Genomic DNA, 21,866 nt, shown 5'->3' on the forward strand with positions numbered 1-21,866 from the left:
TCAAGCCGGCCCGGTCTCCTCCGGGGCGGTCCAACCGCGCACGAGGGTGCGGGATGGCCCCTGCGCCGCGTCGCTGAGACCGTAATGGCGGGCGAGACGGTCGAGCCCGAGCGCCAGCACGACCTTGGCCGTGCGCGCAGGCCAGGCGCGCTCACGCTCGACCTCTTCGAGACCTTTGAGGAAGCAGCACACATCAAGCAGCAGGCCGGAAAACTCCGGCCCGACCGCCTCAACGGCGCGGCCGAGCCGCTCGCGCGCCGCGAGCGCCGCCTCGGAGAAGGTGAGCCCCGGCGAACTGCCGCGCCCGCGCCGGGCGGGGGCGTTCCAGTCGGCGGTGAGGCGTGGCGTCATCTGCGCGCGCGTGAAATCGACCCGCAGCCGCTCGCCCGCGAGAAGCTGGGCGGGCGCGATGAAAGCCTTGCCGTCGCGCCCCCGACGACGAGCGAGCCAGCCGAGCGGCGACTCGTCGAGATCGATCTCGACCCGCGCGCACACCCCATCCACGACGACCTCGATCGTCTCCAGCGCCCGCTCACGCCCCATGGCCGCCCTCCCCCGTCAAACGGGCACGCACCTCATCCTCCAGCCGGCTGACCCAGCAATCCCAGCCGGCAACCTCGCGCCGCTCCTCAATCTGCCCGCACGCATGGTCGACGCTGGTGCGGTGGCGCCCGAAGGCGGCGGCGACCTCGGCCTGCGGAATGCCGAGCCCGACATGGGCGAGATAGAGCGCCAGCGCCCGTGCGCTGGACACACGACGCGGCCCGCGCCCGGCCGCCAGCAGCTCATCGAGCGCAACGCCGCTAGCACGGGCGGCAGCCTCGGCACAGATGGTGAGCGGCATGGGAAGGGCGAAGACGGGGGGCGGAAGCTCGGAGGAACGGCCGGGCCCCTGTGACGTGTGATACATGACAGCCTCCACAATCTAGGAATTTAAGCCTACTTCAGTGGAGAAGGCGAGACAAGAACAAATCACGAACATACAGGAGTGTGTCCAGCCTATTCAATGGACGATGCCGCATCGAAGACGCCTCATAAATCTAGGATTTTTATCCTCATCGCCATCGCACGCCGTATCCTCGGGCCTTCACGAGCAAGGAAGGGCGACGCATGGGAAACAGGTCACGGCTCATCCGGGCCATGCGTGTGGAGGAGCCGGCGGCGCAGATCGCTGCGCGGGCGGCGGCGCTGCGCCCGTTCATCGGGCGTACGGAAGTGGAGAAGGTCGCCGTCCTGTCGCGGCTGCTGCGCCAGGAGCGCCGGGCGGCCGCGCAAGGCGCCGGCTACGATGCCTGCCGCCACGCGGCACTGGGCCGCCTGCTGGCCGAGTGCCGGGCGAGGAGCCCCGCGCCACACGAAAACAGCCGCCGCGGATGAGCGCGACGGCCGTTTGTTCAGGCGACAGATGCGGCGGGGCTGGCCGCGGATAGGGTCAGCGCGCGGTGCGCCGGCGCTGCTGGCCGAGGCCCATTTCCTTCGCCAGCGCGGAACGGGCGGCGGCGTAGTTGGGGGCGACCATGGGATAGTCGGCCGGCAGGCCCCACTTCTCGCGGTACTGCTCGGGCGTAAGATTGTACTGCGTGCGCAGGTGACGCTTCAGCGACTTGAACTTCTTGCCGTCCTCAAGGCACACCAGATATTCCGGCGCGATGGACTTCTTGATCGGCACGGCCGGGCGCAGCGGCTCCGCCGGCGGCTCGGCGTCGACCTTGGTCACACGCTGCAGCGCGCTGTGCACCTCGCTCAGCAGATTGGCCAGATCATTCGCCGGAACGGGATTTTTGCTCACGTAAGCGGAGACGATATCGGCGGCTAGCTCTATATAATTGGCAACGTCCGGAGTGTCGCTCATGGCTCATTCTTTAGATGACATACGGAATTTGGTCCACCCGGCGCACAGCAGCTGCAGGCTCGCGCCGAGATCCGTAACAATACGTGACATTTAATCCTAAACCACTTGTTCAGGATACATGGATGGATAGATAAAATTCAAAAACACGCCACGCAAGATATTTCGACCTAAATTCGCATCTTTTCGTCGCGTGTTTTATGTCGCCCCATGCAAAGCTCGCCCGCCTACGACGAATTATCAAGGCCAGCGCGGCGTAGATCGGCCCCGGAGCGATGGCGCAATGGCGCACCCACTTGCGACACAGGGCCTGCCCAATTATCTCATGGAAGATCATCAGGAAGAAATCCCATGAACGAGGCTATTCGTCGACCCAAGGTGATAAAAAGCGATGCCGAGTGGCGCGCCCAGCTCACTTCGGAACAATATCGCGTGACCCGCGAGCACGGCACGGAATGCGCCTTTGGCGGTCCGCATCTGAGCCAGAAGGAGCCGGGTCTCTATCGCTGCGTGTGCTGCGACGCGCCGCTCTTCCGCTCCGACGCCAAGTTCGAATCCGGCACCGGCTGGCCGAGCTTCATGCAGCCGGTCGACGGCCAGGCTGTTACGGAAAAGCACGATTTCTCCTACGGCATGCACCGGGTCGAGGTGCTCTGCGCCACCTGCGACGCTCATCTCGGCCATGTATTTCCGGACGGGCCGCGCCCCACGGGCCTGCGCTACTGCATGAACGGCGTGGCGATGACCTTCACGCCCGACCGGGCCGGAGACGCCACGCCGTGAGCGAGCCGACCCCTGCCCTCGCCCACCCCCCGCTGGTGCGCACCGTCCATGGCGTCACCCTGAGCGATCCCCATGCCTGGCTGCGCGCCGAAAACTGGCGCGAGGTCATGCGCGATCCCTCGCTTCTGGCGCCAGACATCCGCCAGTGGCTGGAGGCGGAGAACGCGGCGACGGAGGCGTGGTTCGGCCCGCTCGCCGATCTGCGCCGCGACCTCGTGAAGGAAATGCGGGGGCGCATCAAGGAGGACGATTCCTCGGTGCCGGCCACCGATGGGCCCTACGCCTATTTCACCCGCTTCCGCGAAGGCGGTCAGCATCCGCTGATCTGCCGCCGGCCGGCTGGCGCGGTTGCCGGTGAGACCATCCTGCTGGATGGCGACGCGCTCGCGGAGGGCAAGGCCTATTTCCAGTTCGGCGACGCCCACCAGTCACCCGACCATGCGCTCTATGCCTGGACGGCGGACGAGGCGGGCTCGGAGTACTACACGCTGCGGGTCCGCGACATCGCCAGCGGCGCCGACCTCCCGGACGTGATCGACGAGACCACCGGCGACGTGCTGTGGAGTGCCGACGGCGCGTATCTGTTCTATATCCGCCGCGATCCCGAACATCGCCCGAGCTTTGTCTACCGACACCTTCTGGGCAGCGACCCAGCCGATGACATGCTGATCTATGAAGAGCCGGACAAGGGCTTCTTCGTCTCGCTCGGCCAGACCCAGTCCGGCCGCTTCGGCCTCATCTCCTGCGGCGACCATGACACCAGCGAGACCTGGCTGATCGACCGACATGACCCGCTGGCGCCGCTGGCGCTGGTCGAGCCGCGCGCGCCGGGCCTGCGCTACGGTGTCGAGCACCATCCCGATCTCAATGGCACGGAAAGCCTGATCATCGAGACCAATGCGGATGGCGCCGAAGACTTCAAGATCGTCGCCACCCCGCTCGCCACGCCCGGCCGGGGCAACTGGCGGGAGATCGTGCCGCATAAGCCGGGCCGGCTCATTCTCTCGGTTGCCGTGCTGCGCGGTCATCTGCTGCGGCTGGAGCGCGAGGACGGCCTGCCGCGCCTCGTCGTGCGCGCCCTCGCCGATGGCAGCGAACACGCGGTCGCCTTCGCCGAGGAAGCCTATTCGCTCGGCTTCGATGCCGGCTATGGCTTCGACAAGACCGAGATCCGCTTCACCTACGCCTCGATGACCACGCCGACCGAAGTGTGGGACTATGACGTGGCGAGCCTCGCCCGCGTGCTGCGCAAGCGCCAGGAGGTGCCCTCCGGTCACGATCCGGCGCGCTACGTCACCCGCCGCCTGCTGGCGCCGGCGGCCGATGGCGAGCTGGTGCCGGTATCGCTGCTCTATGCCAAGGACACGCCGCTCGACGGCACGGCGCCCTGCCTGCTCTATGGCTATGGCGCCTATGGCATCTCGATCCCCGCGAGCTTCTCGACCTCGCGCCTGTCGCTGGTCGATCGCGGCTTCGTCTATGCCATCGCCCATATTCGCGGCGGCACGGAGAAGGGCTGGCGCTGGTATCGCGAGGGCAAGCTGGCGGCGAAGACCAACACGTTCCACGACTTCATCGCCGCCGGCGAGCATCTGATGCGGGAGAAGATCGTCGCGCCCGACCGCATCGTCGCCCATGGCGGCTCGGCGGGCGGCATGCTGATGGGGGCGGTGGCCAATCTGCGCCCCGACCTCTTCGCCGGCATCGTCGCGGAAGTGCCGTTTGTCGACGTGCTCAACACCATGCTCGACGACACGCTGCCACTGACCCCGCCGGAATGGCCCGAATGGGGCAATCCGATCAGCGACGCGGAGGCCTTCGCGCATATCCGGTCCTATTCGCCCTATGACAATGTGAGCGCGCAGGATTATCCGGCGATCTTCGCTCTGGCGGGGCTGACCGATCCGCGCGTGACCTATTGGGAGCCGGCAAAATGGGTGGCACGGCTGCGGGCGACGAAGACCGACAACCGGCCGCTGCTCCTGCGCACCAATATGGAAGCCGGGCATGGCGGCGCCGCCGGGCGGTTCGACCGGCTGGAGGAGACCGCGCAGGTCTATGCCTTCGCCCTGACGATCGCCGGCGAGGCGTAGACGCGCGGCAGCTTCTCAAAAGCAAAGGGGCGCCAAATGGCGCCCCTTTTTCGTGGGTGATGACCGGCGGTCTCAGCCTTCGCGCGGGGCGACGCCGGAGACATGGTCGCGCAGATCCTGCAGCGAGGCGAAGCGCAGCGTGCCATCTGGCAGGTCCGCCTCGATCGAGCCGTCGGAATAGAGCTTGTAGGCCATGCCGCCGATGACGCCGGACTTGAGCACGGTGATCTCCGGCTCGGGCGCCGGCTCGTCGTCGCCCAGAAGGTCCGCCTCGCGCAGGAAAGCGGGCGGGGCGCCCGGATCCGGTCCGAGATCGGCGCGGGGGAACGGCTCGCGCACCAGCGGTTCGTGCAGCACGGGCTCGCGCAACGCCGGCTCGGCGAGACGCGGCTCGGGGGCACGCGGCTCGGGGGCGGCGCGCCGGACCTCCGCACGCGGCTCCAGCTTGTCCGGCGTCAGGCCGGGGAAGAACGGGCGCTCGGCCGGCGCGGCGGGCCGTTCCGGCGCCGGGGCGCGCTCGGGCAGGCTGCTGCGCAAGAAGGGCGGCGGGTCGCGCCGCACGGGAACCTCACGCTCGGTCTCCCGCACAATCTCGGAGGCGGAACGCGGGGGCGGCAGCGGCTCGAAAGGCAGCGCCGTCTCGGGCGCCTCCGGCTCGATCTGCGGCTCCGGCTCGACCACCGGCTCGGCCTCGCGCTTGCGGCGGAACCAGGACGGAAGGCCACCGGCGGCGGGAGCCGGACGCTCCTCGGCCTCGACCGCCTCAACCGGGCCCTCGGCCTCGGCCGCCAGGTCCGGCGCACGCTCAAGGCGCGGCTCCGGCTTCAGCTCGGGCTGCGGTTCCGGCTTTGCCTCGACCTTGGGCTCGGGCTTGGGAGCCGGCCGGGCCTCGGGCTTCGGCTCCGGGCGGGGCGCCGGCTTGGGCACGGGGATGGGTTCCAGCTCGGCGGCGGGCGCCGGCCGGGCCGGCTTCGCGGGGCGGGACGGGGCCGGCACGGCGGGCTCCGGCTCGGCGGCGAAGGGATCGAAACCGTCGGCGTCGAGGCCCAACGGATGCGCGTGGGCGTGCTCCTGCAACTCGTGATGCAGGTGGGTCGCCTCTTCCTCCTCGAACTGGATGATGCCGTCGAGCCGGTTGGAAACCTCCACCAGCGCCCGATGCACCAGGCCCAGCGCCACCAGCAGCAACCCGCCGACGAAAACGATGCTGCCGGATGTGAGCACCGCCGCGCCGGAAGTCGTTTCCGAGCTGTTCAGGCCTAACACGCCGCAGACGACGCCGATAACGGCTACCGCCATGCCGACGCCGATGACAATTGCACCCATCAACTCACTCCGCCCGACCGATTCGCGCTCGGCCTTGTTCACGTCGACTTTACGTCCAGACCTGCTTTTACAAAAGCTGCACAGGAAAATGCACCCCTCCACGGGTAATTCGTGGACAGTCTATCCACCGCCTTCACCCCTACGACCTTCGGCGGAGAAGATTTTCGGCGCACGCGATGCTTTTGGTTGTCGGGCGCGACGGTCCGCCCTATCTAGTCGGAGCCGCCGGGCGTGGTGCCGACGCACCCGCAACCGATGCCGGAGCGGCGCCGGATTTCATTTCGCGGAGACAGTTTCGATGTCCTTCACGCTTCCCGAGCTTCCCTACTCCTACGACGCCCTCGCCCCCTATATGTCGCGCGAGACGCTTGAGTATCACCACGACAAGCACCATCAGGCCTATGTCACCAACGGCAACAACCTGCTCAAGGGCACCGAGTGGGAAGGCCAGTCGCTGGAAGAGATCGTGAAGGGCTCCCACGGCAAGAATGCCGGCCTCTTCAACAATGCCGGCCAGCACTACAACCACCTGCACTTCTGGAACTGGCTGAAGCCGAATGGCGGCGGCGCCATCCCGGGCGAGCTCGAGAAGAAGATCGTCGAGGATCTCGGCTCGGTGGAGAAGTTCAAGGAAGACTTCATCCAGGCCGGCGTGACGCAGTTCGGCTCCGGCTGGGCCTGGCTCGCGGTCAAGGACGGCAAGCTCGTCATCGCCAAGACCCCGAATGGCGAGAGCCCGCTGGTCTCCGGCGCGACCCCGATCCTCGGCGTCGACGTGTGGGAGCACTCCTACTACATCGACTACCGCAACCGTCGTCCCGACTACCTCAAGGCGTTCGTCGAGAACCTGGTGAACTGGGACTACGTGGCCGAGCTTTATTCCAAGGCCGTCTGATCGCCGCGACGACCCGCATCTTCAAGGCGTCGGCCCCACGGGCCGGCGCCTTTTTGCTGCGCCCTACCCGGCATAGGGCCGGCGCGGGCGCGGCTGGTCACTGATGACGCAGTAATCCGCCCAGAAATTGTACTGGTAGGTCGAGCGCCACTGGTACAGCCAGTTGTCGCATTCCGCCTTGGTGCGGAAGCAGCCTTCCACGGTACGGGTCTGCAGGCGGTTGAGATAGAGCCCCCATTCGCGCTGGCCGGTGAAATGGCCGTACCAGAGCTTGTTGGGCGGAATGCTCTGCGCCATCACCTTGCAGTCGCCGCCGGGAAACGCGCCGGTGAATTCATAGGCCTGCGCCGCGCCGGCGGCGAGCGCCACACACGCCACGATCATCGCCATCATCGCCCGCATGACACGCCCTCCCTGCCGGATGCCCCATCTTAGCGGGGGCACACGGGGCTGGCGACCGGCGACGCGCGGCTAGAGCCAGCGCACCGCCCGCAGCAGCGCCACCAGCCCTGCCCCGAGCAGCCCGGCGATGAGGGTCACCGCCCAGAAGCCGTTCGGATCCTGTGCGCCGGGAATGCCTTCGACATTCATGCCCATCAACCCGGTAATCAGCGTCATCGGCGCGAACACCACCGTCACCGCCGCCAGCACCAGCATGGAATGGTTCATCTGCTCGGCGCGGCGTTCCACCATCTGGTCATAGATCACCGCCGCGCGGTCGCGCACCGAGTCGAGTTCCTCGGCGAAGCGCGTCACCCGGTCCGCCGCCTCGCGCAGCCGGTTGCGGTCGCGCGGGGAAAGCCACTCGGCATCCTCCAGCGAGAAATGGTTCAGCGCTTCGCGCTGCGGGGCGATGTAGCGGCGCAGGATGATGGCGACGCGCCGTACCTCCGAAACCTTCATGCTGAGATTGGACAGCGTCGCCTTGAACACCTGCTCCTCCAGCTCGTCCGCCTGCTCGGCGAGCGCGGTGATGACGGTGTCCATCCGGTCGACGAGGCGCATGGAGATGTCGGCGACGAACTCGCCGGGCGTGCGCGGGGCGCGGCCGCGCTGGATCGCGTCCTCGAAATCGCCCATGGCCGAGAGCGGGCGCTTGCGCACGGAGACGATGCGGTTCGGCTCCACCCAGAAGCGCACCGAATGCATCTCGTCCGGCAGCGAATAGGGCATGAGGTTGATGCCGCGCAGATTGAGGAAGGCGCCGTGCTCGTAGAGCGCGCAGCGCGGGCGCGTTTCCGCCGCCACCAGCGATTCAACGATGCCGGGATCGATGCCGGCGGCATTGTTCAGCCAGCTCTGGCCGTGGCGGTGATCGAGCTGCTGCAGGCTGATCCAGATGAAGGCCGGCGCGCGGGGCGGACCCTGGTGAATCTCCTCCCAGCCGGCGCGCCGCGCGCCGCCGGCGCCGTCGAAGATCCAGGCGCTGACCAGGCCTTCCGTATCGAAATCGGGCACGCGCGCACTCCTTCGGGTCGGCATGAACAGCCGATGAACGGCTGCATTGGAATGCGTTCAGTTTGATGAACCTATTGCAACAGCCGGTTCAGCTTGTGTTCTGGGGCACCGTTCTAGCTTTGACTTCATCAACGGCCAATACCGGCCGCGAGCGACCCGCAGAGTTCCGACGAGGACCGCCATGATCCGCCTCGCAAAGCCCACCAAGCTCGCCGCGCTTGCCCTTATCGGGGCGACGCTGGCCTCGGTTCCCACCGCGTCCTATGCGCGCAACAACACCGGCGCCGCCGTGGCGGCCGGGATCGCCGGCGGGCTGCTGCTCGGGGGCATCGCCGCCGCTGCCGCCAGCGACTATGACCGCGGCAACAACTACTATGCCCCGCCCCCGCCTCCCCCGCCGCGTTATGGCTACGGCTATGGTGGCGGTTACGGCGGCGGCTATGGCCCGCGCTACGTGCCGGCCTATGGGCCGGGCTACCGCCCCTACCGCCCGCGCTGCTGGGTGGAGACGCAGACCTTCTATAACCGCTGGGGCTATCCCCGCTCGCGCGACGTGGAAGTCTGCCGCTGAGCGGCACGGCACCGTATGAACGGGGCGGCGGAGCGATCCGCCGCCTTCGCCGTCAGTAGATGACCGGCTGCGGCTCGACCTTGACGATGCCGGAGCGGTCCAACGTCTCCAGCGCCGCACGCACCGCCACGCCGCCGACGACGAGATCGGGCGCCAGTTCCGCCAGCGGGATCAGCGCGAAGGCGCGCTCCATCATGCGCGGATGCGGAATTTCGAGGTCCGGCTCATCCACCCGGTCCTCGCCATAGAGCAGGATGTCGATATCGATGGTGCGCGGTCCGAAACGCACCTCCCGCGTGCGGTCCCGCCCGAAGGCGTGCTCGACGCCGAGCAGCATGTGCAGCAGCTCGCGCGCCGACAGCTCGGTCTCCACCGCCACCACCATATTGAGATAGGGCCCCTGCGGCACCGGCCCCCAAGGCGGGGTCTCGTAGAGCGACGAGCGGGCGATGATGGTGAGCCCGGTGCGGGCGATCACGCCTACCGCCTTCGCCATGGTGCCCGCCCGATCGCCCAGATTGGAGCCGAGGCAGAGATAGGCGGTGCGCTTCTCGACCTTGCGCGGCCGACGGATGAAGAAGTCAGGCGGCGCCACGGATCGCCTCCGTCACCCGCGCGGCCTGCACATGGGCGGCAACGTCATGCACGCGGATCATCGCGCAGCCGGCCATGATGCCGATGACGTTGGAGGCGATGGTGCCCGGCAGGCGCTCAGCCGGCGTGGTCTCGATCACCTTGCCGATCAGCGATTTGCGCGAGGTGCCCAGCAGCAGCGGAAAGCCGAGCTTGCCGATCTCGGCCAGCGAGCCGATGGCCTTCAGGTTCTGCTCGAAGCTCTTGCCGAAGCCGATGCCGGGATCGAGCGCGATGCGGTCGGGCCGGATGCCCGCGCGCGCCGCCCGCTCCAGCGCCTGCTCGAAGAAGGCGATGATGTCGGCGACGATATCGACGGTCGGATCGACGCTCGCCCGGTTGTGCATGGCGACCACGCCCGCATCATGGGCAGCCGCGACGCGCGCCATGTCCGGGTCGCCCATCAGCCCCCAGATGTCGTTGACGATGACCGCGCCCGCCTTCAGCGCCGCCTCGGCGACAGCGGCCTTCTGCGTGTCGATGGAGATCGGCACGGGCAGCCCCGCCAGCGCCTCGATGGCCGGGAGCACGCGGCGCAGTTCCTCCTCCACCGGCACCGGCGTGTGGCCCGGCCGGGTGGATTCGCCACCAATATCGAGAATATCGGCGCCCTCCGCGACCAGGCGGTGCGCGTTCGCCACCGCATCGTCCAACGCCGTGCTGCGCCCGCCATCGGAGAAGGAATCGGGCGTCACATTGAGGATGCCCATGATGAGCGTGCGGCCCGCATAATCGAGCCGGCGGCCACGCGCGTCGAAAAGGCGATCAGTGGGCGGAGGAAGTACAGCCATGGCGGTTCCGGCGTCGCGTGTCGTTCCCACCAAATCGCCCGCCACGCGGCGGAAGGCAAGGGCTGGCGGTCAGCCGGGCGGCGCCTTCGCCATTCCCCGGCTTGCCTCGCCGCACGCGGCGCGCTCTAAAGTGGCGTCAGACACGCCCGCAGAGGACCACCATGTCCGGTGACATCGACGGCAAGATCTTTCTCGGCCGCAGCGACACGCCCGAATATCTCTCGCTCAAGCTCGCCAACCGGCACGGCCTCGCCACCGGCGCCACCGGCACCGGCAAGACGGTGACGTTGCAGACGCTGGCGGAAGGCTTCTCACGGGCCGGTGTCCCGGTCTTCGCCGCCGACATCAAGGGCGACCTCTCCGGCATCGCCATGCAAGGCGAGGGACCGGACTGGATCCTCAAGCGCTGCGCGGAAATCGGCATCGACTATGTGCCGGACGAATTCCCGGTGATCTTCTGGGATCTGTTCGGCGAGCAGGGTCACCCGGTGCGCGCCACGGTCTCGGAGATGGGGCCGCTGCTGCTGGCCAGGCTGATGAACCTCAATGAGGTTCAGGAAGGCGTGCTCAACGTCGTCTTCCGCGTCGCTGACGAGCAGGGCCTCCTGCTGCTCGACCTCAAGGATCTGCGCGCTATGCTCGCCTTCGTGGCGGAGAATGCGGGCAAGCTCACCACGACCTATGGCAATGTCTCGGCCGCGACCGTTGGTGCCATCCAGCGCCAGCTTCTGGTTCTCGAAAATCAAGGCGCCGACAAGTTCTTCGGCGAGCCGGCGCTGAAGATCAGCGATCTCATGCGGGTCGAGCCGCGCTCGGGCTATGGCACGATCAGCATCCTCGCCGCCGACAAGCTGATGGGCGCGCCGCAACTCTACGCCACCTTCCTGCTCTGGCTGCTGTCGGAACTGTTCGAGGAGCTTCCCGAGGTCGGCGACCCCGACAAGCCCAAGGTCGTGTTCTTCTTCGACGAGGCGCACCTCCTGTTCGACGGCGCACCAAGGGCCCTGTTGCAGAAGATCGAGCAGGTGGTGCGGCTCATCCGCTCCAAGGGCGTCGGCGTCTATTTCGTCACCCAGAACCCGCTGGATGTGCCGGAAAGCGTGCTGGCCCAGCTCGGCAACCGGGTGCAGCACGCGCTGCGCGCCTTCACCCCGCGCGACCAGAAGGCGGTGAAATCCGCCGCCGACACCTTCCGCCCCAACCCGGCGCTCGACACCGCCCGCGTCATCACCGAGCTCGGCAAGGGCGAGGCGCTGGTCTCGACGCTGGAGGGCAATGGCACGCCTTCCATCGTCCAGCGCACGCTCATCGCCCCACCGGCCAGCCGTGTCGGCCCGATCACGCCGGAGGAGAGGAAGGTGGCGCTCCAGAGGAGCCCGGTGCGCGGCATCTATGACGAAACGCTGGACGCCGACTCCGCCTATGAGATGCTCGCCCGCCGCGCCGCCGAGAGCCCGGCCCCGGAGACGCCCGCCCCCACGCAGGCCGATGCCGCCGGCGGCGGCTGGATCAGCGATGTGCTGGGCGGGCTTTTCGGCAGCGGACGCACGCGCGGGCGCATGACGATCGGCGAACAGGTCACGCGGCAGGTGACGCGCGAGGTGACCAATCAGGTCACAAAGGCCATCCTGCGCAACATTCTCGGCGGGGCGCGACGGCGCTAGCCACCCCTACCCCCGCCCCGGCGGGGCCAATCGCACAAGGAACTTTCTGATGAGCGATCTCGATCGCGTCCTCGCCGCCGTCGATGCCGATCTCGACGGCGCCCTGGAACGGCTCTTCGCCTTCCTGCGCATTCCCTCGATCTCGACCGACAGCGCCTATGCGAGCGAATGCCGCCGCGCCGGCCAGTGGCTGGTGGACGATCTCGCCGGCCTCGGCCTCGCCGCCAAGCTCAACGACACGCCCGGCCACCCGGTCGTCACCGGCATCTCGCAGCTCGGCACCGGCAAGCGCGTGCTGTTCTACGGCCATTACGACGTGCAGCCGGTCGATCCGCTGGAACTGTGGGAGAACCCACCCTTCGAGCCGAAGATCGTCGAGGGGCCGAACGGGGTGAAGCGTATCGTCGCGCGCGGCTCCTCCGACGACAAGGGCCAGGTGATGACCTTCGTCGAGGCCTGCCGCGCCTATCTCAAGGTCACCGGCACGCTGCCCGTCGACGTCACCATCATGGTCGAGGGCGAGGAGGAGAACGGTTCGGGCAACCTGCCGCCCTTCCTTGAGGCCAACCGCGACGCGCTTGCCGCCAACCTCGCGCTGGTCTGCGACACCTCGATGTGGAACGCGACGACGCCGGCCATCACCGTCTCGCTGCGCGGGCTGATGCATGACGAGATCGTCGTCACCTGCTCCAATCGCGACCTGCATTCGGGCTATTATGGCGGGGCCGCCGCCAACCCGCTGCATGTGCTCTCCACGATCATCGGTGCCGTGCATGGGCCGGAGGGGCGCATCACCATTCCAGGCTTCTATGACGGCGTGGTCGAGCCGCCGGACGAGGTGAAGGCGCAGTGGAACACGCTGGGGCTGACGCCCGAGGTGTTCCTCGGCCCGATCGGCCTGTCACAGCCCATCGGCGAGCAGGGCCGCTCGCTGGTGGAGATGACCACCTCGCGCCCGACCTTCGAGGTCAACGGCATGTGGGGCGGTTATATTGGCGAGGGCGCGAAAACCGTCATCCCCTCCATCGCCACGGCCAAGATCTCCTGCCGCCTCGTCGCCGGACAGAACCCGGTGCATGTGCGCGACGCGGTGCGCGCTTTCGTGCGCAGCTTCATTCCCGCCGACTGCTCGGTCGCGTTCCGCGGCGGCGAGGGCTCGCCGGCGGTCGCCGTCTCCCATGACAACCCGAACCTCGCCAAGGCCAGCGCCGCGCTGGGCGACGAATGGGGCAAGCCTGCGGTGACAGTCGGCGCGGGCGGCTCGATCCCGATCGTCGGCCATTTCAAGAAGACGCTGGATCAGGACACGCTGCTGATCGGCTTCGCGCTGGACGATGACCGCATCCACTCGCCGAACGAGAAATACGACCTCGCCTCCTTCCACAAGGGCATTCGCAGCTGGGTGCGCGTGCTGGCGGCGCTGGCCGACTGAGCCGCGCCCTGAAAGTCGCATGGCGGGGTCTTGCCCGCCAAGGGTCTAAAGTCGCGTGGCGGGGTCTTCCCCGCCATGCCAGAACCGCTCACCCGAAACTGCCGGCCGCGTGAGGCGGCCGCGACGCGCGGAGCCTTTCCGATGTCCCATAGCTGGACCCGCACCTTCACCTATCTCGACGGCGCCTGGCATGAGGGCAATGTGCCGATCATGGGCGTGCGCACCCACGCCGCCTGGCTCGGCACTTCGGTGTTCGATGGCGCCCGCGCCTTTGAGGGCGTGACGCCGGACCTCGAACTGCACTGCCTGCGCGTCAACCGCTCGGCGGTCGCGATGGGGCTGAAGGCGGTGGTGCCGGTGGAGAAGTGGATCGAGCTGACCCACCAGGGCCTCAAGCACTTCGCGCCGGATGCCGCGCTCTATATCCGGCCGATGTACTGGGCCGAATATCCCGGCGCGCGCACGGTGGATGCGGATGCCGAGTCGACCCGCTGGTGCCTCAGCCTCTATGAGGCCGGCATGCCCGACCCGGCGCATGGCACGGCCATCACCCTCTCGCCCTTCCGCCGCCCGACGGTGGAATGCGCGGTGACCGACGCCAAGGCCGGCGCGCTCTACCCGAACAATGCCCGCGCGCTAGTCGAGGCGCATAAGCGCGGCTTCGATAATGCGGCGCTGTGCGACATGCTCGGCAATGTCGCCGAGCTCGCCACCGCCAATGTCTTCATGGTGAAGGACGGCGTCGCCTTCACCCCCGCCGCCAACGGCACGTTCCTCGCCGGCATCACCCGCACCCGCACCATCGGCCTCTTGCGCGAGGCGGGCGTCGAGGTGGTCGAGACCTCGCTGCGCTGGGAGGATTTCCGCGGCGCGGACGAGCTGTTCACCACCGGCAACTACTCGAAGGTCTCCCCGATCACCCGCATCGAGGAGCGCGAGTTGCAGCCCGGCCCGGTCTATCGCCGCGCCCGCAAGCTCTATTGGGACTTCGCCCATAGCTGATCGAAAGCCTGGCCCCGCCATGAACGAAGCGCACGCCCTCCCCTCGCTCGACGCGCTGGTCGAGGGGGTGCGCGCCGGCAACCGGGCGATGCTGGCGCGGGCGATCACGCTGGTGGAATCGCGCAAGGCCGAGCACCGCGCACGGGCGGAAGATCTGCTGCAGCGCCTCCTGCCCTTCACCGGCACGGCGATGCGCGTCGGCATTACCGGCGTGCCGGGGGTGGGCAAATCCACCACCATCGACACGCTCGGCACCCACCTCACCGCGCAGGGGCACCGCGTCGCCGTGCTGGCGGTCGATCCCTCCTCCTCGCGCTCCGGCGGCTCGATCCTCGGCGACAAGACGCGGATGGCGCGGCTCTCCATGGATGCGCGTGCCTTCATCCGCCCCTCGCCCGCCGCCGGCACGCTGGGCGGGGTCGCCGCCCGCACCCGCGAGACGCTGCTGATCTGCGAGGCCGCCGGTTTCGATATCGTGCTGGTCGAGACAGTCGGCGTCGGCCAGTCCGAGACGGCGGTGGCGGACATGACCGACACCTTTCTCGTGCTGATGCTGCCCGGCGCCGGCGACGAGCTTCAGGGTATCAAGAAGGGCATCATCGAACTCGCCGATATCGTCGCGGTGAACAAGGCCGATGGCGAGAATGCCGTCCGCGCCCGCGCGGCAGCGGCCGAGTACCGCGCCGCGCTGCATGTGCTGGGTGGGCGCGAGGCGCATTGGAGCGTGCCGGTGCTCACCTATTCCGGCCTCACCGGCGCGGGCATCGACGATCTCTGGCAGCAGGTGGCGCTGCATCGCAGCCGCGCGCAGGCCGCCGGCAGCTTTGAGGCCAAGCGCAGCGCGCAGCAGGTGAAGTGGATGTGGACCCTGTTCGACGAGCGCCTGCGCGCCCGGCTGCGCGCGGATGCCGCCCTCCGCGCGGAACTCGCGCGGATCGAGGCGGAGGTCGGCACGGGGCGGCTCTCCCCCGCCCTCGGCGCCGGCCGCATCGCCCTGCAGCTGGGTTTGTGAGAGATCACACCCTCAAAATGCCGGATTGAACGTGTTAGGGTTCGGGTTCCACCATTCTGGTGAACGGATACTGCCCGGAGCGGGAGGTTCAGCCCGCTCGGTTCAACGTACCGAAGCACGCCGGAGGCTGTCATGAGCAAAGTGGACCTCAGCGGACGACGCATCTTTCTCGTCGAGGACGAAGCCCTCGTCGCGATGATGATCGAGTCCATGATCGAGGAACTTGGCGGCACCGTCGTCGGCACCACATCGGCGGTGAGCGACGCGCTGAATTTCGTCGCGGAGCGCCATGCCGACATCGACGTGGCCCTGCTCGACCTCAATCTGAACGGCAAGCGGTCTTATGACGTCGCCGCGGCGGCCAGTGGCCATGGCATCCCCGTGGTGTTCGCGACCGGCTATGCCGATGACGACCTCATCGCGGACTGGCGCACCCGTCCGGTGCTGACCAAGCCGTTCCAGCTCGCCGAGCTCGAAGGCGCCCTTCTGCGCGCGCTCGACGCCCAGACCGCCTGACCCTTCCCGCCATGCCGCCGGTGCCGCCTCCCCTGCGCGTGTTGATCACCGGCTTCGGCCCCTTCCCCGGCGCACCGTCCAACCCTTCCGCCATGCTGGCGCGGGCGTTCGCCCGCAGCCGCCGGCTGCCCGGTGTCCGGCTCAGCGCCGTGACGCTGCCGACCGAGTGGCAGGCCACCGAGGGTTTTCCCGCCTTTTTGGCGCAGGAAGCGCCGGATATCGTGCTGATGATCGGCCTCGCCGCCCGGCGGCGGGCGCTGTGCATTGAGATTTCCGGGCGCAATGGCGGCGGCAGCTTTCCCGATGTCGCACGGCGACGCCCCGTCTCGCGCGTCATCGCTCCCGGCGGCCCGGCCCGCATCGCCTGCCCCGCCCGGCCCGCCGCGCTGCGTCACGCCCTCTCCGGCGCCGGCGTGCCCGCCCGGCTGTCGCGCGATGCCGGGCGCTACATCTGCAACGCGCTGGCCTACCGCGCCTATGGCTGGGCGCAGGCCGAGGGACGGCGCGCCGTCTTCGTTCACGTCCCGCTGCCCCGCCCCGGCCTGACGCTGGCGCAGATGCACCGCGCGCTAGAGGCGCTGCTGCGGGCGCTCATCGCCCAGCGGCGCGCGGCGCCTATTGAGCGGGCTCGACGGTGATGCGGATCGAGGCGTACCAGGCGGCGAGGTTGGCGATGTCGGCATCGGTGAGATCCTTGCTCACCACCGTCATCATCTCGTTGCTGCGCCGGCCGGCGCGAAAATCCTCCAGCGACTTCATCAGATACATCTCGACCTGACCGGCGAGGTTCGGCGCCTCGGGATGCTGCGACAGGCCGTTGGCGCCATGGCAGACCGCGCATTGGGCGGAGGCCTTGGCGCGCCCGGCCTTGGCGTCCTGTGCTGTGGCCAGGGCGGTGGAGGCGAGAAGAAGCGCCGCCGCAGCGAGCGGCGCGAGAGGTGAAGATGGCATCGGCTTTCCCGGCATGGATGCGTGAGGAACGCCCGCGACCGGGGTGGGCCGCGGGCGTCGATCTGACGGAGAGTCCTACTTGCCGTAGGAGATGCGGTAGATCGCCCCCGACGTGTCGTCCGAGACCAGCAGCGAGCCGTCATTGAGCTGCGCCACCGCCGCCGGACGGCCGAGATACTCGCCATTGCCGGTCAGCCAGCCCTCGGCGAAGGGCTCGGCCTTGGCCGCCGTGCCATCCTCGTTGAGCGTGGTGAACATCACCCGCGCGCCCACCGGCACGGTGCGGTTCCAGGAACCATGCTGCACCGAGAAGATGCCGCCGCGATACTTCTCCGGGAATTGCTGGCCGGTATAGAAGGTCATGCCGAGATCGGCGGCATGCGCGACCATCTCGACCTCCGGCTTCACCGCATCCGCCGGGGGCGTCGCGTCCTTGTACTCGACGGTGCGCACCGAGCCGCCGCCGAAATAGGGGAAGCCGAAATTCTGCCCGGCCTTGGTGGCGCGATTCAGCTCGCCCGGCGGGATGTCGTCGCCCATGCCGTCCACCTGATTGTCGGTGAACCAGAGCGTCTTGTCCTTGGCATTGAAGTCCATGCCGACGGAATTGCGCACGCCCCAGGCATAGACCTCGCGGTTCTTGCCGTCGCGGTCCATGCGCACGATGCCGCCGATGCCGACCTTCTTGTAGAGGTCGTACTTCTCCTGCGGGAACACGTTGAAGGGCTGGCCGAGCGTTATGTAGAGCTTGTCGTCCGGCCCGATGCGGCAGACGCGGGTGGTGTGGTTGTAGGATTCCTCGGCGCGCGGGATCAGGTCGCCCTGCTTGACCACCTGGAAGGCGGCGACGTCCGGGCCCTCATAGAAATACTCCGCCGCCGGGAACAGCAGCACGCGGTTCTGCTCGGCGACGAACAGGAAGCCGTCCTTGGAGAAGCAGACGCCATGCGGCAGCTTGAACTGCACCGAAGGCGCGAAGACCTTCACCTCGTCGGCCACGCGGTCCTTGTCGCGGTCCGTCACCGCCCAGACCTTGGATTTGCGGGTGCCGACGAAGACAACGCCGGTGGTCGGCCCGATCGCCATTTCGCGGGCATCCGGCACGATGGCGTAGAGCGAAATCTTGAAGCCGTCCGGCAGCTTGATGCCGGCGAGCGTCTTGTTGAACGCGTCGACGCGCGGGCCGGTCTGCGGCACCGTTTCCATTTCCATGGAGGCGCCGGTCGACTGGAAGTTGGACAGCTTCTCCAGATTGTCGGTCGATTGGGCACGGGCGGCGCCGGTCAGCGCCAGCACGCCGGCAAGCATGGTCGAGGCCAGCAGCGCGCCAGCGCGCCCGCCGGAACGGTTCTTGGACATGGGGTTCCTCCTAAGTGCCGGGCCTCGAACGGGCCCGTTGCGCCGGCACGCTAGCACGCGCGTCGCTGACGTTAAGTCAGCCATGATGACGTTATTGGTTATTTCTTTTTACCGCGGCCACGAATGCGACCACAAATATTGCCACGACAAAGCCATGTAGCATTTCACTACTACAATTGAACCACGATGACTTGATTTCTACATTATAACGCATACCACCGCCGGATAGCCCCGGCTTGGGCGGTCATGTTCCCGGCGACGAATCCTGCTAAGTCGTTGGCGCAGAGCCGGTCGCCTCGGGAAGGAGGCGGCGCCGGCTCGGGAGGCCACGGCGCGCATGACGATCTATCTGCCGATCGCGGAACTGCCGGTGAACATCTTCACCCTGCTGGCGATGGGCCTCGGGGTCGGGTTCATTTCCGGCATGTTCGGCGTCGGCGGCGGCTTCCTGATGACGCCGCTGCTCATCTTTCTCGGTGTTTCGCCGGCCGTGGCGGTGGCGAGCGTCTCGACCCACATGGCCGCCTCCTCCTTCTCCGGCACGCTGAATTATCTGCGGCGCAAGCAGGTGGACACCCAGCTCGGCTTCGTCCTGCTCATCGGCGGTCTCACCGGCACGCTGGGAGGCGTGCTGACCTTCATGCTGCTGCGCCGCTTTGGCCAGCTCGATCTGGTGATCGCGGTCTCCTACATCGTGCTGCTCAGCGCTATCGGCACGCTGATGGTGGTGGAGAGCCTGCGCGCGCTCACCCGGCGCTGGCGCGGCGAGCCACCCATGGTGAAGCGGCCGGGGGCGCATCCCTGGTTCCTGCGCATGCCGTTCAAGATGCGCTTTCGCCAGTCGCGCATCTATGTCTCGGTCATCCCGGTGCTCGTCATCGGCTTCCTCATCGGCTTTCTCGGCGCGCTGATGGGCATTGGCGGCGGCTTCCTGCTGGTGCCGGCGCTGATCTATCTTCTGCGCGTGCCCACCCTCACCTCGGTCGGCACCTCGCTGATGCTGACGCTCGCCACCATGCTGGCGGCCATCGTGATGCAGGCGGTGCTGAACCAGACGGTGGACGCGGTGCTCGGCCTCATCCTCATGGTCGGCGGCACCATCGGCGCGCAGTTCGGCACCCGCGCCGGGCAGGCGCTGAAGGCGGAAAATCTGCGCCTGCTGCTCGGCCTTCTCGTGCTCGCCGTCGGGTTGCGCGTCGCCTATGACCAGACGCGGCAACCGGCGGACCTGTACAGCGTCACCATCAATGAGCGGGCGCGGTGATGAGCGCCACCCGCCGCCTTCTTCTCGCCCTCGCGGTGCTGCTGGCCCCCGCCAGCCTCGCACTGGCGCAGACGCCGCCCCCGCTGGTGCTGTCGCTGTCGAAATCGCGCATCACCATCACCTCGAGCTTTTCCGGCGACAGCATCGTGCTGTTCGGCGTGGTCGAGCGCGCGCCCGGCGAACCGGACCGCCCGCGCGATGTCGTCGTCACCGTGCGCGGACCGGATGAGAGCTTCGTCGCGCGGCGCAAGGAACGGCGCTTCGGCCTGTTCGTGAATGTCGACAGCCGCGCCTTCCTTGCCGCTCCGTCCTATCTCGCCGTGCTGAGCAGCCGCGATCCGGCGCTGATGTCCGATCCTGACACGCTGCGGCAGGAGCAGCTCGGCCTCGCCAATAACCGCTTCCTCCAGCGCGTCGGCGCCGACTACGCGGATGTCGTCCCGGATGACCCGTTCCGGCAGGCATTCCTGAGGGTCAAGCAGGCCGAGCACCTCTATGTGGAAAACAAGCAGGGCGTGGAATTCATCGCCCCGCATGTGTTCCGTACGGTTATCCCGATCCCCGGCACCGCCCCGATCGGCACCTATCAGGTCTCGGTGAAGACCTTCATCGACGGCGATCTCGAGAGCCGGGGCATGGTGTCCCTCGAAGTCGCCAAGGTGGATTTCGAGCAGACCGTCGCCACCGCCGCGCAGGATCATCCCTGGCTCTACGGCCTCGCAAGCGCGCTGGGCGCGCTCGCCGTCGGCTTCATCGCCAGCGTCGCCTTCCGCCGCGACTGATTTTCGCCCTGGCGCCACGAGAGGGGTGACTCGGCGCGCGATCAGGATAATATAGGGGGGTACCCTATATTCGAGCGGATCATGTCCCACACCATCAAGGAAAAGTCCCGGCTGCTGGCACGGGTGCGGCGCATTCGCGGGCAGGTCGAGGCGGTCGAGCGGGCGCTGGAGGCGGAGCTCGGCTGCGCCGACGTGCTCCAGCTCGTCGCCTCCGTGCGCGGGGCGATGAACGGCCTGACGGTCGAGCTGATCGAGGACCACATGCGCCACCATGTCGTCGATCCCGCAACCGACACCGACCGCGACCGCGCGCGCGGCGCCGCCGAGCTGATGGACGTCATCCGCACCTATCTCAAATAAGCCTGTCTCACCTGAGCCCGGAGCCCGCCATGCACGCCCCCATCCCCGCCGCGCTGCAACCCGCCGGCCCGCTATCCGACCGCCACGCGCACAACTTCCTCGGCGACCGCCACCGCCGCCATGAGCGCCGCACCTGGATCGTCATCGCCATCACCGCGAGCGTCATGGTGCTGGAGATCGTCGCGGGCTCGCTATTCGGCTCCATGGCGCTGCTGGCCGATGGCTGGCACATGTCGACCCACGCGGCCGCCATGCTGATCACCGCGCTGGCCTATCGCTACGCCGCGCGGCACGCCAATGATCCGCGCTTCAGCTTCGGCACCGGCAAGGTGGGCGACCTCGCCGCCTTCGCCAGCGCCGTGGTTCTCGCCATCGTGGCGATCCTGATCGGCTGGGAGAGCGCGCTGCGTCTCACCGCGCCGGTCTCGATCGAGTTCCGCGAGGCGATCATTGTGGCCAGCTTCGGGCTGGTGGTGAACCTCGTCTGTGCCTGGCTGCTGCGCGACGACCACGACCATCTGCACGGCCACAGCCACGGGCATCATGGGCACGGGCATCACGGGCACGCGCATGAGGATCATCACGACCACGGCCACGCGCACGGCCATCATGACCATGCGCATCATGACCATGACCACGCTCATCCCCACGCCCATCCCCACGCTGAACCCGCCGCGGCGGCACCGACGCAGGACAACAACCTGCGTGCCGCCTATCTCCATGTGCTGACCGACGCGCTCACCTCGGTCTTCGCCATCCTCGCTCTGCTCGGCGGCAGCCTTTACGGCTTCCTCTGGCTCGATCCGGTCATCGGCATCGTCGGCGCGCTGGTCGTCGCCCGCTGGTCCTTCGGCCTGCTGCGCGACACGGCTGGCGTGCTGCTCGACTTCACACCGCGCGCCGGCCTGCCGCAGACCATCCGCGCCACGCTGGAGGAGCAGGGCGCGGAGGTGACGGACCTGCATGTCTGGCAGGTCGGCCCCGGCCACCACGCGGCGGTGGTCGCGCTGCGCAGCGCGACGCCGCGCGCGCCGGCCGCCTACAAGCACGATCTGGAGCACATTGAAGGGCTCTCGCACGTCACCGTGGAGGTGAACCCGGTCGAGGCCCGTGCGGCCTGAGGGC

The 21,866-nt window shown here is 68.0% G+C and carries 25 protein-coding genes; 15 read left to right on the forward strand and 10 right to left on the reverse strand.

The window, feature by feature from the left end; genetic code table 11:
- Complete coding sequence (locus tag OU996_RS20270) at positions 1–543, reverse strand: DUF6456 domain-containing protein (protein ID WP_267583385.1); 543 nt, start codon at positions 541–543, stop codon at positions 1–3.
- Positions 533–910: a chromosomal replication initiator DnaA gene (locus tag OU996_RS20275; RefSeq protein ID WP_267583386.1), complete on the reverse strand. Its 378-nt coding sequence runs from the start codon at positions 908–910 to the stop codon at positions 533–535. Before OU996_RS20275 ends, OU996_RS20270 begins: the two co-directional genes overlap by 11 nt.
- 200 nt (positions 911–1,110) lie before the next feature.
- Between OU996_RS20275 and OU996_RS20280 the strand changes: the two genes are divergently transcribed.
- Entirely contained in the window at positions 1,111–1,377 is a 267-nt protein-coding gene (locus OU996_RS20280; protein WP_267583387.1) for a hypothetical protein, read from the forward strand.
- 55 nt (positions 1,378–1,432) lie between these two features.
- Here the strand turns inward: OU996_RS20280 and OU996_RS20285 are convergent, their stop codons facing one another.
- The gene (locus tag OU996_RS20285) at positions 1,433–1,852 is read right to left on the reverse strand and encodes a MucR family transcriptional regulator (RefSeq protein WP_267583388.1); all 420 of its coding nucleotides are present in this window, start codon (positions 1,850–1,852) and stop codon (positions 1,433–1,435) included.
- 348 nt (positions 1,853–2,200) lie between these two features.
- Between OU996_RS20285 and msrB the strand changes: the two genes are divergently transcribed.
- Both msrB and OU996_RS20295 read left to right on the forward strand, forming a co-directional pair.
- A complete protein-coding gene (gene msrB, locus OU996_RS20290) occupies positions 2,201–2,632 on the forward strand; it encodes a peptide-methionine (R)-S-oxide reductase MsrB (RefSeq protein WP_267583389.1) in 432 nt (143 codons plus the stop codon).
- Entirely contained in the window at positions 2,629–4,725 is a 2,097-nt protein-coding gene (locus OU996_RS20295; protein ID WP_267583390.1) for a S9 family peptidase, read from the forward strand. The genes msrB and OU996_RS20295 overlap by 4 nt, the downstream gene beginning before the upstream one ends.
- 72 nt (positions 4,726–4,797) lie before the next feature.
- On the opposite strand, the gene OU996_RS20300 is transcribed toward OU996_RS20295, so the two are convergent.
- Complete coding sequence (locus OU996_RS20300; RefSeq protein ID WP_267583391.1) at positions 4,798–6,051, reverse strand: hypothetical protein; 1,254 nt, start codon at positions 6,049–6,051, stop codon at positions 4,798–4,800.
- Between the two features lie 298 nt (positions 6,052–6,349).
- Here OU996_RS20300 and OU996_RS20305 point away from each other — a divergent pair, with 298 nt between their 5' ends.
- Complete coding sequence (locus tag OU996_RS20305) at positions 6,350–6,946, forward strand: superoxide dismutase (RefSeq protein WP_267583393.1); 597 nt, start codon at positions 6,350–6,352, stop codon at positions 6,944–6,946.
- 63 nt (positions 6,947–7,009) lie between these two features.
- Here the strand turns inward: OU996_RS20305 and OU996_RS20310 are convergent, their stop codons facing one another.
- Positions 7,010–7,348, reverse strand: coding sequence for a hypothetical protein (locus OU996_RS20310; protein WP_267583395.1), 339 nt, complete (start codon positions 7,346–7,348; stop codon positions 7,010–7,012).
- A gap of 69 nt (positions 7,349–7,417) precedes the next feature.
- A complete protein-coding gene (locus tag OU996_RS20315) occupies positions 7,418–8,404 on the reverse strand; it encodes a zinc transporter ZntB (protein ID WP_267583396.1) in 987 nt (328 codons plus the stop codon).
- A 181-nt stretch (positions 8,405–8,585) separates the two neighbouring features.
- Here OU996_RS20315 and OU996_RS20320 point away from each other — a divergent pair, with 181 nt between their 5' ends.
- Positions 8,586–8,975 carry a hypothetical protein gene (locus OU996_RS20320; protein WP_267583397.1) on the forward strand — a complete coding sequence of 130 codons (390 nt, stop codon included), beginning with the start codon at positions 8,586–8,588 and terminating at the stop codon, positions 8,973–8,975.
- A 52-nt stretch (positions 8,976–9,027) separates the two neighbouring features.
- Here the strand turns inward: OU996_RS20320 and folK are convergent, their stop codons facing one another.
- Both folK and folP read right to left on the reverse strand, forming a co-directional pair.
- Entirely contained in the window at positions 9,028–9,570 is a 543-nt protein-coding gene (gene folK, locus OU996_RS20325; protein ID WP_267583398.1) for a 2-amino-4-hydroxy-6-hydroxymethyldihydropteridine diphosphokinase, read from the reverse strand.
- A complete protein-coding gene (gene folP, locus OU996_RS20330; RefSeq protein WP_267583399.1) occupies positions 9,557–10,399 on the reverse strand; it encodes a dihydropteroate synthase in 843 nt (280 codons plus the stop codon). The genes folK and folP overlap by 14 nt, the downstream gene beginning before the upstream one ends.
- A gap of 161 nt (positions 10,400–10,560) precedes the next feature.
- Between folP and OU996_RS20335 the strand changes: the two genes are divergently transcribed.
- The 6 genes from OU996_RS20335 to OU996_RS20360 all read left to right on the forward strand — a co-directional run bounded on the left by OU996_RS20335 (position 10,561) and on the right by OU996_RS20360 (position 16,663).
- Positions 10,561–12,063, forward strand: a complete 1,503-nt coding sequence (locus OU996_RS20335; protein WP_267583400.1) for a helicase HerA-like domain-containing protein — start codon at positions 10,561–10,563, stop codon at positions 12,061–12,063.
- Positions 12,064–12,112: 49 nt separating this feature from the next.
- Positions 12,113–13,495 carry a M20/M25/M40 family metallo-hydrolase gene (locus tag OU996_RS20340; RefSeq protein WP_267583401.1) on the forward strand — a complete coding sequence of 461 codons (1,383 nt, stop codon included), beginning with the start codon at positions 12,113–12,115 and terminating at the stop codon, positions 13,493–13,495.
- 141 nt (positions 13,496–13,636) lie between these two features.
- Entirely contained in the window at positions 13,637–14,497 is an 861-nt protein-coding gene (locus OU996_RS20345) for a branched-chain amino acid aminotransferase (RefSeq protein ID WP_267583402.1), read from the forward strand.
- Positions 14,498–14,516: 19 nt separating this feature from the next.
- Complete coding sequence (gene meaB, locus OU996_RS20350; protein WP_267583403.1) at positions 14,517–15,509, forward strand: methylmalonyl Co-A mutase-associated GTPase MeaB; 993 nt, start codon at positions 14,517–14,519, stop codon at positions 15,507–15,509.
- A 132-nt stretch (positions 15,510–15,641) separates the two neighbouring features.
- Positions 15,642–16,025: a response regulator gene (locus OU996_RS20355; protein WP_267583404.1), complete on the forward strand. Its 384-nt coding sequence runs from the start codon at positions 15,642–15,644 to the stop codon at positions 16,023–16,025.
- Positions 16,026–16,036: 11 nt separating this feature from the next.
- On the forward strand, positions 16,037–16,663 hold the full coding sequence (locus tag OU996_RS20360) for a peptidase C15 (RefSeq protein ID WP_267583405.1): 627 nt from the start codon (positions 16,037–16,039) through the stop codon (positions 16,661–16,663).
- Here OU996_RS20360 and OU996_RS20365 read toward each other — a convergent pair.
- Together OU996_RS20365 and OU996_RS20370 are read right to left on the reverse strand one after the other, a co-directional pair.
- On the reverse strand, positions 16,641–16,976 hold the full coding sequence (locus tag OU996_RS20365) for a c-type cytochrome (RefSeq protein WP_267583406.1): 336 nt from the start codon (positions 16,974–16,976) through the stop codon (positions 16,641–16,643). The genes OU996_RS20360 and OU996_RS20365 overlap by 23 nt on opposite strands.
- A gap of 75 nt (positions 16,977–17,051) precedes the next feature.
- Positions 17,052–18,284: a PQQ-dependent sugar dehydrogenase gene (locus tag OU996_RS20370; RefSeq protein ID WP_267585777.1), complete on the reverse strand. Its 1,233-nt coding sequence runs from the start codon at positions 18,282–18,284 to the stop codon at positions 17,052–17,054.
- Positions 18,285–18,672: 388 nt separating this feature from the next.
- Between OU996_RS20370 and OU996_RS20375 the strand changes: the two genes are divergently transcribed.
- The 4 genes from OU996_RS20375 to dmeF all read left to right on the forward strand — a co-directional run bounded on the left by OU996_RS20375 (position 18,673) and on the right by dmeF (position 21,862).
- Positions 18,673–19,599 carry a sulfite exporter TauE/SafE family protein gene (locus OU996_RS20375; protein WP_267583407.1) on the forward strand — a complete coding sequence of 309 codons (927 nt, stop codon included), beginning with the start codon at positions 18,673–18,675 and terminating at the stop codon, positions 19,597–19,599.
- Positions 19,599–20,381: a TIGR02186 family protein gene (locus OU996_RS20380; protein ID WP_267583408.1), complete on the forward strand. Its 783-nt coding sequence runs from the start codon at positions 19,599–19,601 to the stop codon at positions 20,379–20,381. The genes OU996_RS20375 and OU996_RS20380 overlap by 1 nt, the downstream gene beginning before the upstream one ends.
- A gap of 81 nt (positions 20,382–20,462) precedes the next feature.
- On the forward strand, positions 20,463–20,741 hold the full coding sequence (locus OU996_RS20385) for a metal/formaldehyde-sensitive transcriptional repressor (protein ID WP_267583409.1): 279 nt from the start codon (positions 20,463–20,465) through the stop codon (positions 20,739–20,741).
- A gap of 29 nt (positions 20,742–20,770) precedes the next feature.
- Positions 20,771–21,862: a CDF family Co(II)/Ni(II) efflux transporter DmeF gene (gene dmeF / locus OU996_RS20390; RefSeq protein ID WP_267583410.1), complete on the forward strand. Its 1,092-nt coding sequence runs from the start codon at positions 20,771–20,773 to the stop codon at positions 21,860–21,862.
- The last annotated feature ends 4 nt before the right edge of the window (positions 21,863–21,866 follow it).

It is taken from the genome of Ancylobacter sp. SL191, assembly GCF_026625645.1.
In the GTDB taxonomy this organism is placed as follows: Bacteria; Pseudomonadota; Alphaproteobacteria; order Rhizobiales; family Xanthobacteraceae; genus Ancylobacter.

Excerpts from the sequence above, each read along its gene's own strand:
- OU996_RS20280 (WP_267583387.1), top strand. The coding sequence starts at position 1,111 with ATGGGAAACAGGTCACGGCTCATCCGGGCCATGCGTGTGGAGGAGCCG.
- OU996_RS20310 (WP_267583395.1), bottom strand. The coding sequence starts at position 7,348 with ATGCGGGCGATGATGGCGATGATCGTGGCGTGTGTGGCGCTCGCCGCC.
- OU996_RS20380 (WP_267583408.1), top strand. The coding sequence starts at position 19,599 with ATGAGCGCCACCCGCCGCCTTCTTCTCGCCCTCGCGGTGCTGCTGGCC.
- OU996_RS20305 (WP_267583393.1), top strand. The coding sequence starts at position 6,350 with ATGTCCTTCACGCTTCCCGAGCTTCCCTACTCCTACGACGCCCTCGCC.
- OU996_RS20270 (WP_267583385.1), bottom strand. The coding sequence starts at position 543 with ATGGGGCGTGAGCGGGCGCTGGAGACGATCGAGGTCGTCGTGGATGGG.
- OU996_RS20385 (WP_267583409.1), top strand. The coding sequence starts at position 20,463 with ATGTCCCACACCATCAAGGAAAAGTCCCGGCTGCTGGCACGGGTGCGG.
- OU996_RS20285 (WP_267583388.1), bottom strand. The coding sequence starts at position 1,852 with ATGAGCGACACTCCGGACGTTGCCAATTATATAGAGCTAGCCGCCGAT.
- OU996_RS20275 (WP_267583386.1), bottom strand. The coding sequence starts at position 910 with ATGTATCACACGTCACAGGGGCCCGGCCGTTCCTCCGAGCTTCCGCCC.
- OU996_RS20355 (WP_267583404.1), top strand. The coding sequence starts at position 15,642 with ATGAGCAAAGTGGACCTCAGCGGACGACGCATCTTTCTCGTCGAGGAC.
- OU996_RS20340 (WP_267583401.1), top strand. The coding sequence starts at position 12,113 with ATGAGCGATCTCGATCGCGTCCTCGCCGCCGTCGATGCCGATCTCGAC.
- OU996_RS20365 (WP_267583406.1), bottom strand. The coding sequence starts at position 16,976 with ATGCCATCTTCACCTCTCGCGCCGCTCGCTGCGGCGGCGCTTCTTCTC.
- OU996_RS20320 (WP_267583397.1), top strand. The coding sequence starts at position 8,586 with ATGATCCGCCTCGCAAAGCCCACCAAGCTCGCCGCGCTTGCCCTTATC.
- OU996_RS20345 (WP_267583402.1), top strand. The coding sequence starts at position 13,637 with ATGTCCCATAGCTGGACCCGCACCTTCACCTATCTCGACGGCGCCTGG.
- msrB (WP_267583389.1), top strand. The coding sequence starts at position 2,201 with ATGAACGAGGCTATTCGTCGACCCAAGGTGATAAAAAGCGATGCCGAG.
- OU996_RS20370 (WP_267585777.1), bottom strand. The coding sequence starts at position 18,284 with ATGCTTGCCGGCGTGCTGGCGCTGACCGGCGCCGCCCGTGCCCAATCG.
- OU996_RS20360 (WP_267583405.1), top strand. The coding sequence starts at position 16,037 with ATGCCGCCGGTGCCGCCTCCCCTGCGCGTGTTGATCACCGGCTTCGGC.
- meaB (WP_267583403.1), top strand. The coding sequence starts at position 14,517 with ATGAACGAAGCGCACGCCCTCCCCTCGCTCGACGCGCTGGTCGAGGGG.
- OU996_RS20335 (WP_267583400.1), top strand. The coding sequence starts at position 10,561 with ATGTCCGGTGACATCGACGGCAAGATCTTTCTCGGCCGCAGCGACACG.
- OU996_RS20300 (WP_267583391.1), bottom strand. The coding sequence starts at position 6,051 with ATGGGTGCAATTGTCATCGGCGTCGGCATGGCGGTAGCCGTTATCGGC.
- dmeF (WP_267583410.1), top strand. The coding sequence starts at position 20,771 with ATGCACGCCCCCATCCCCGCCGCGCTGCAACCCGCCGGCCCGCTATCC.
- folP (WP_267583399.1), bottom strand. The coding sequence starts at position 10,399 with ATGGCTGTACTTCCTCCGCCCACTGATCGCCTTTTCGACGCGCGTGGC.
- OU996_RS20375 (WP_267583407.1), top strand. The coding sequence starts at position 18,673 with ATGACGATCTATCTGCCGATCGCGGAACTGCCGGTGAACATCTTCACC.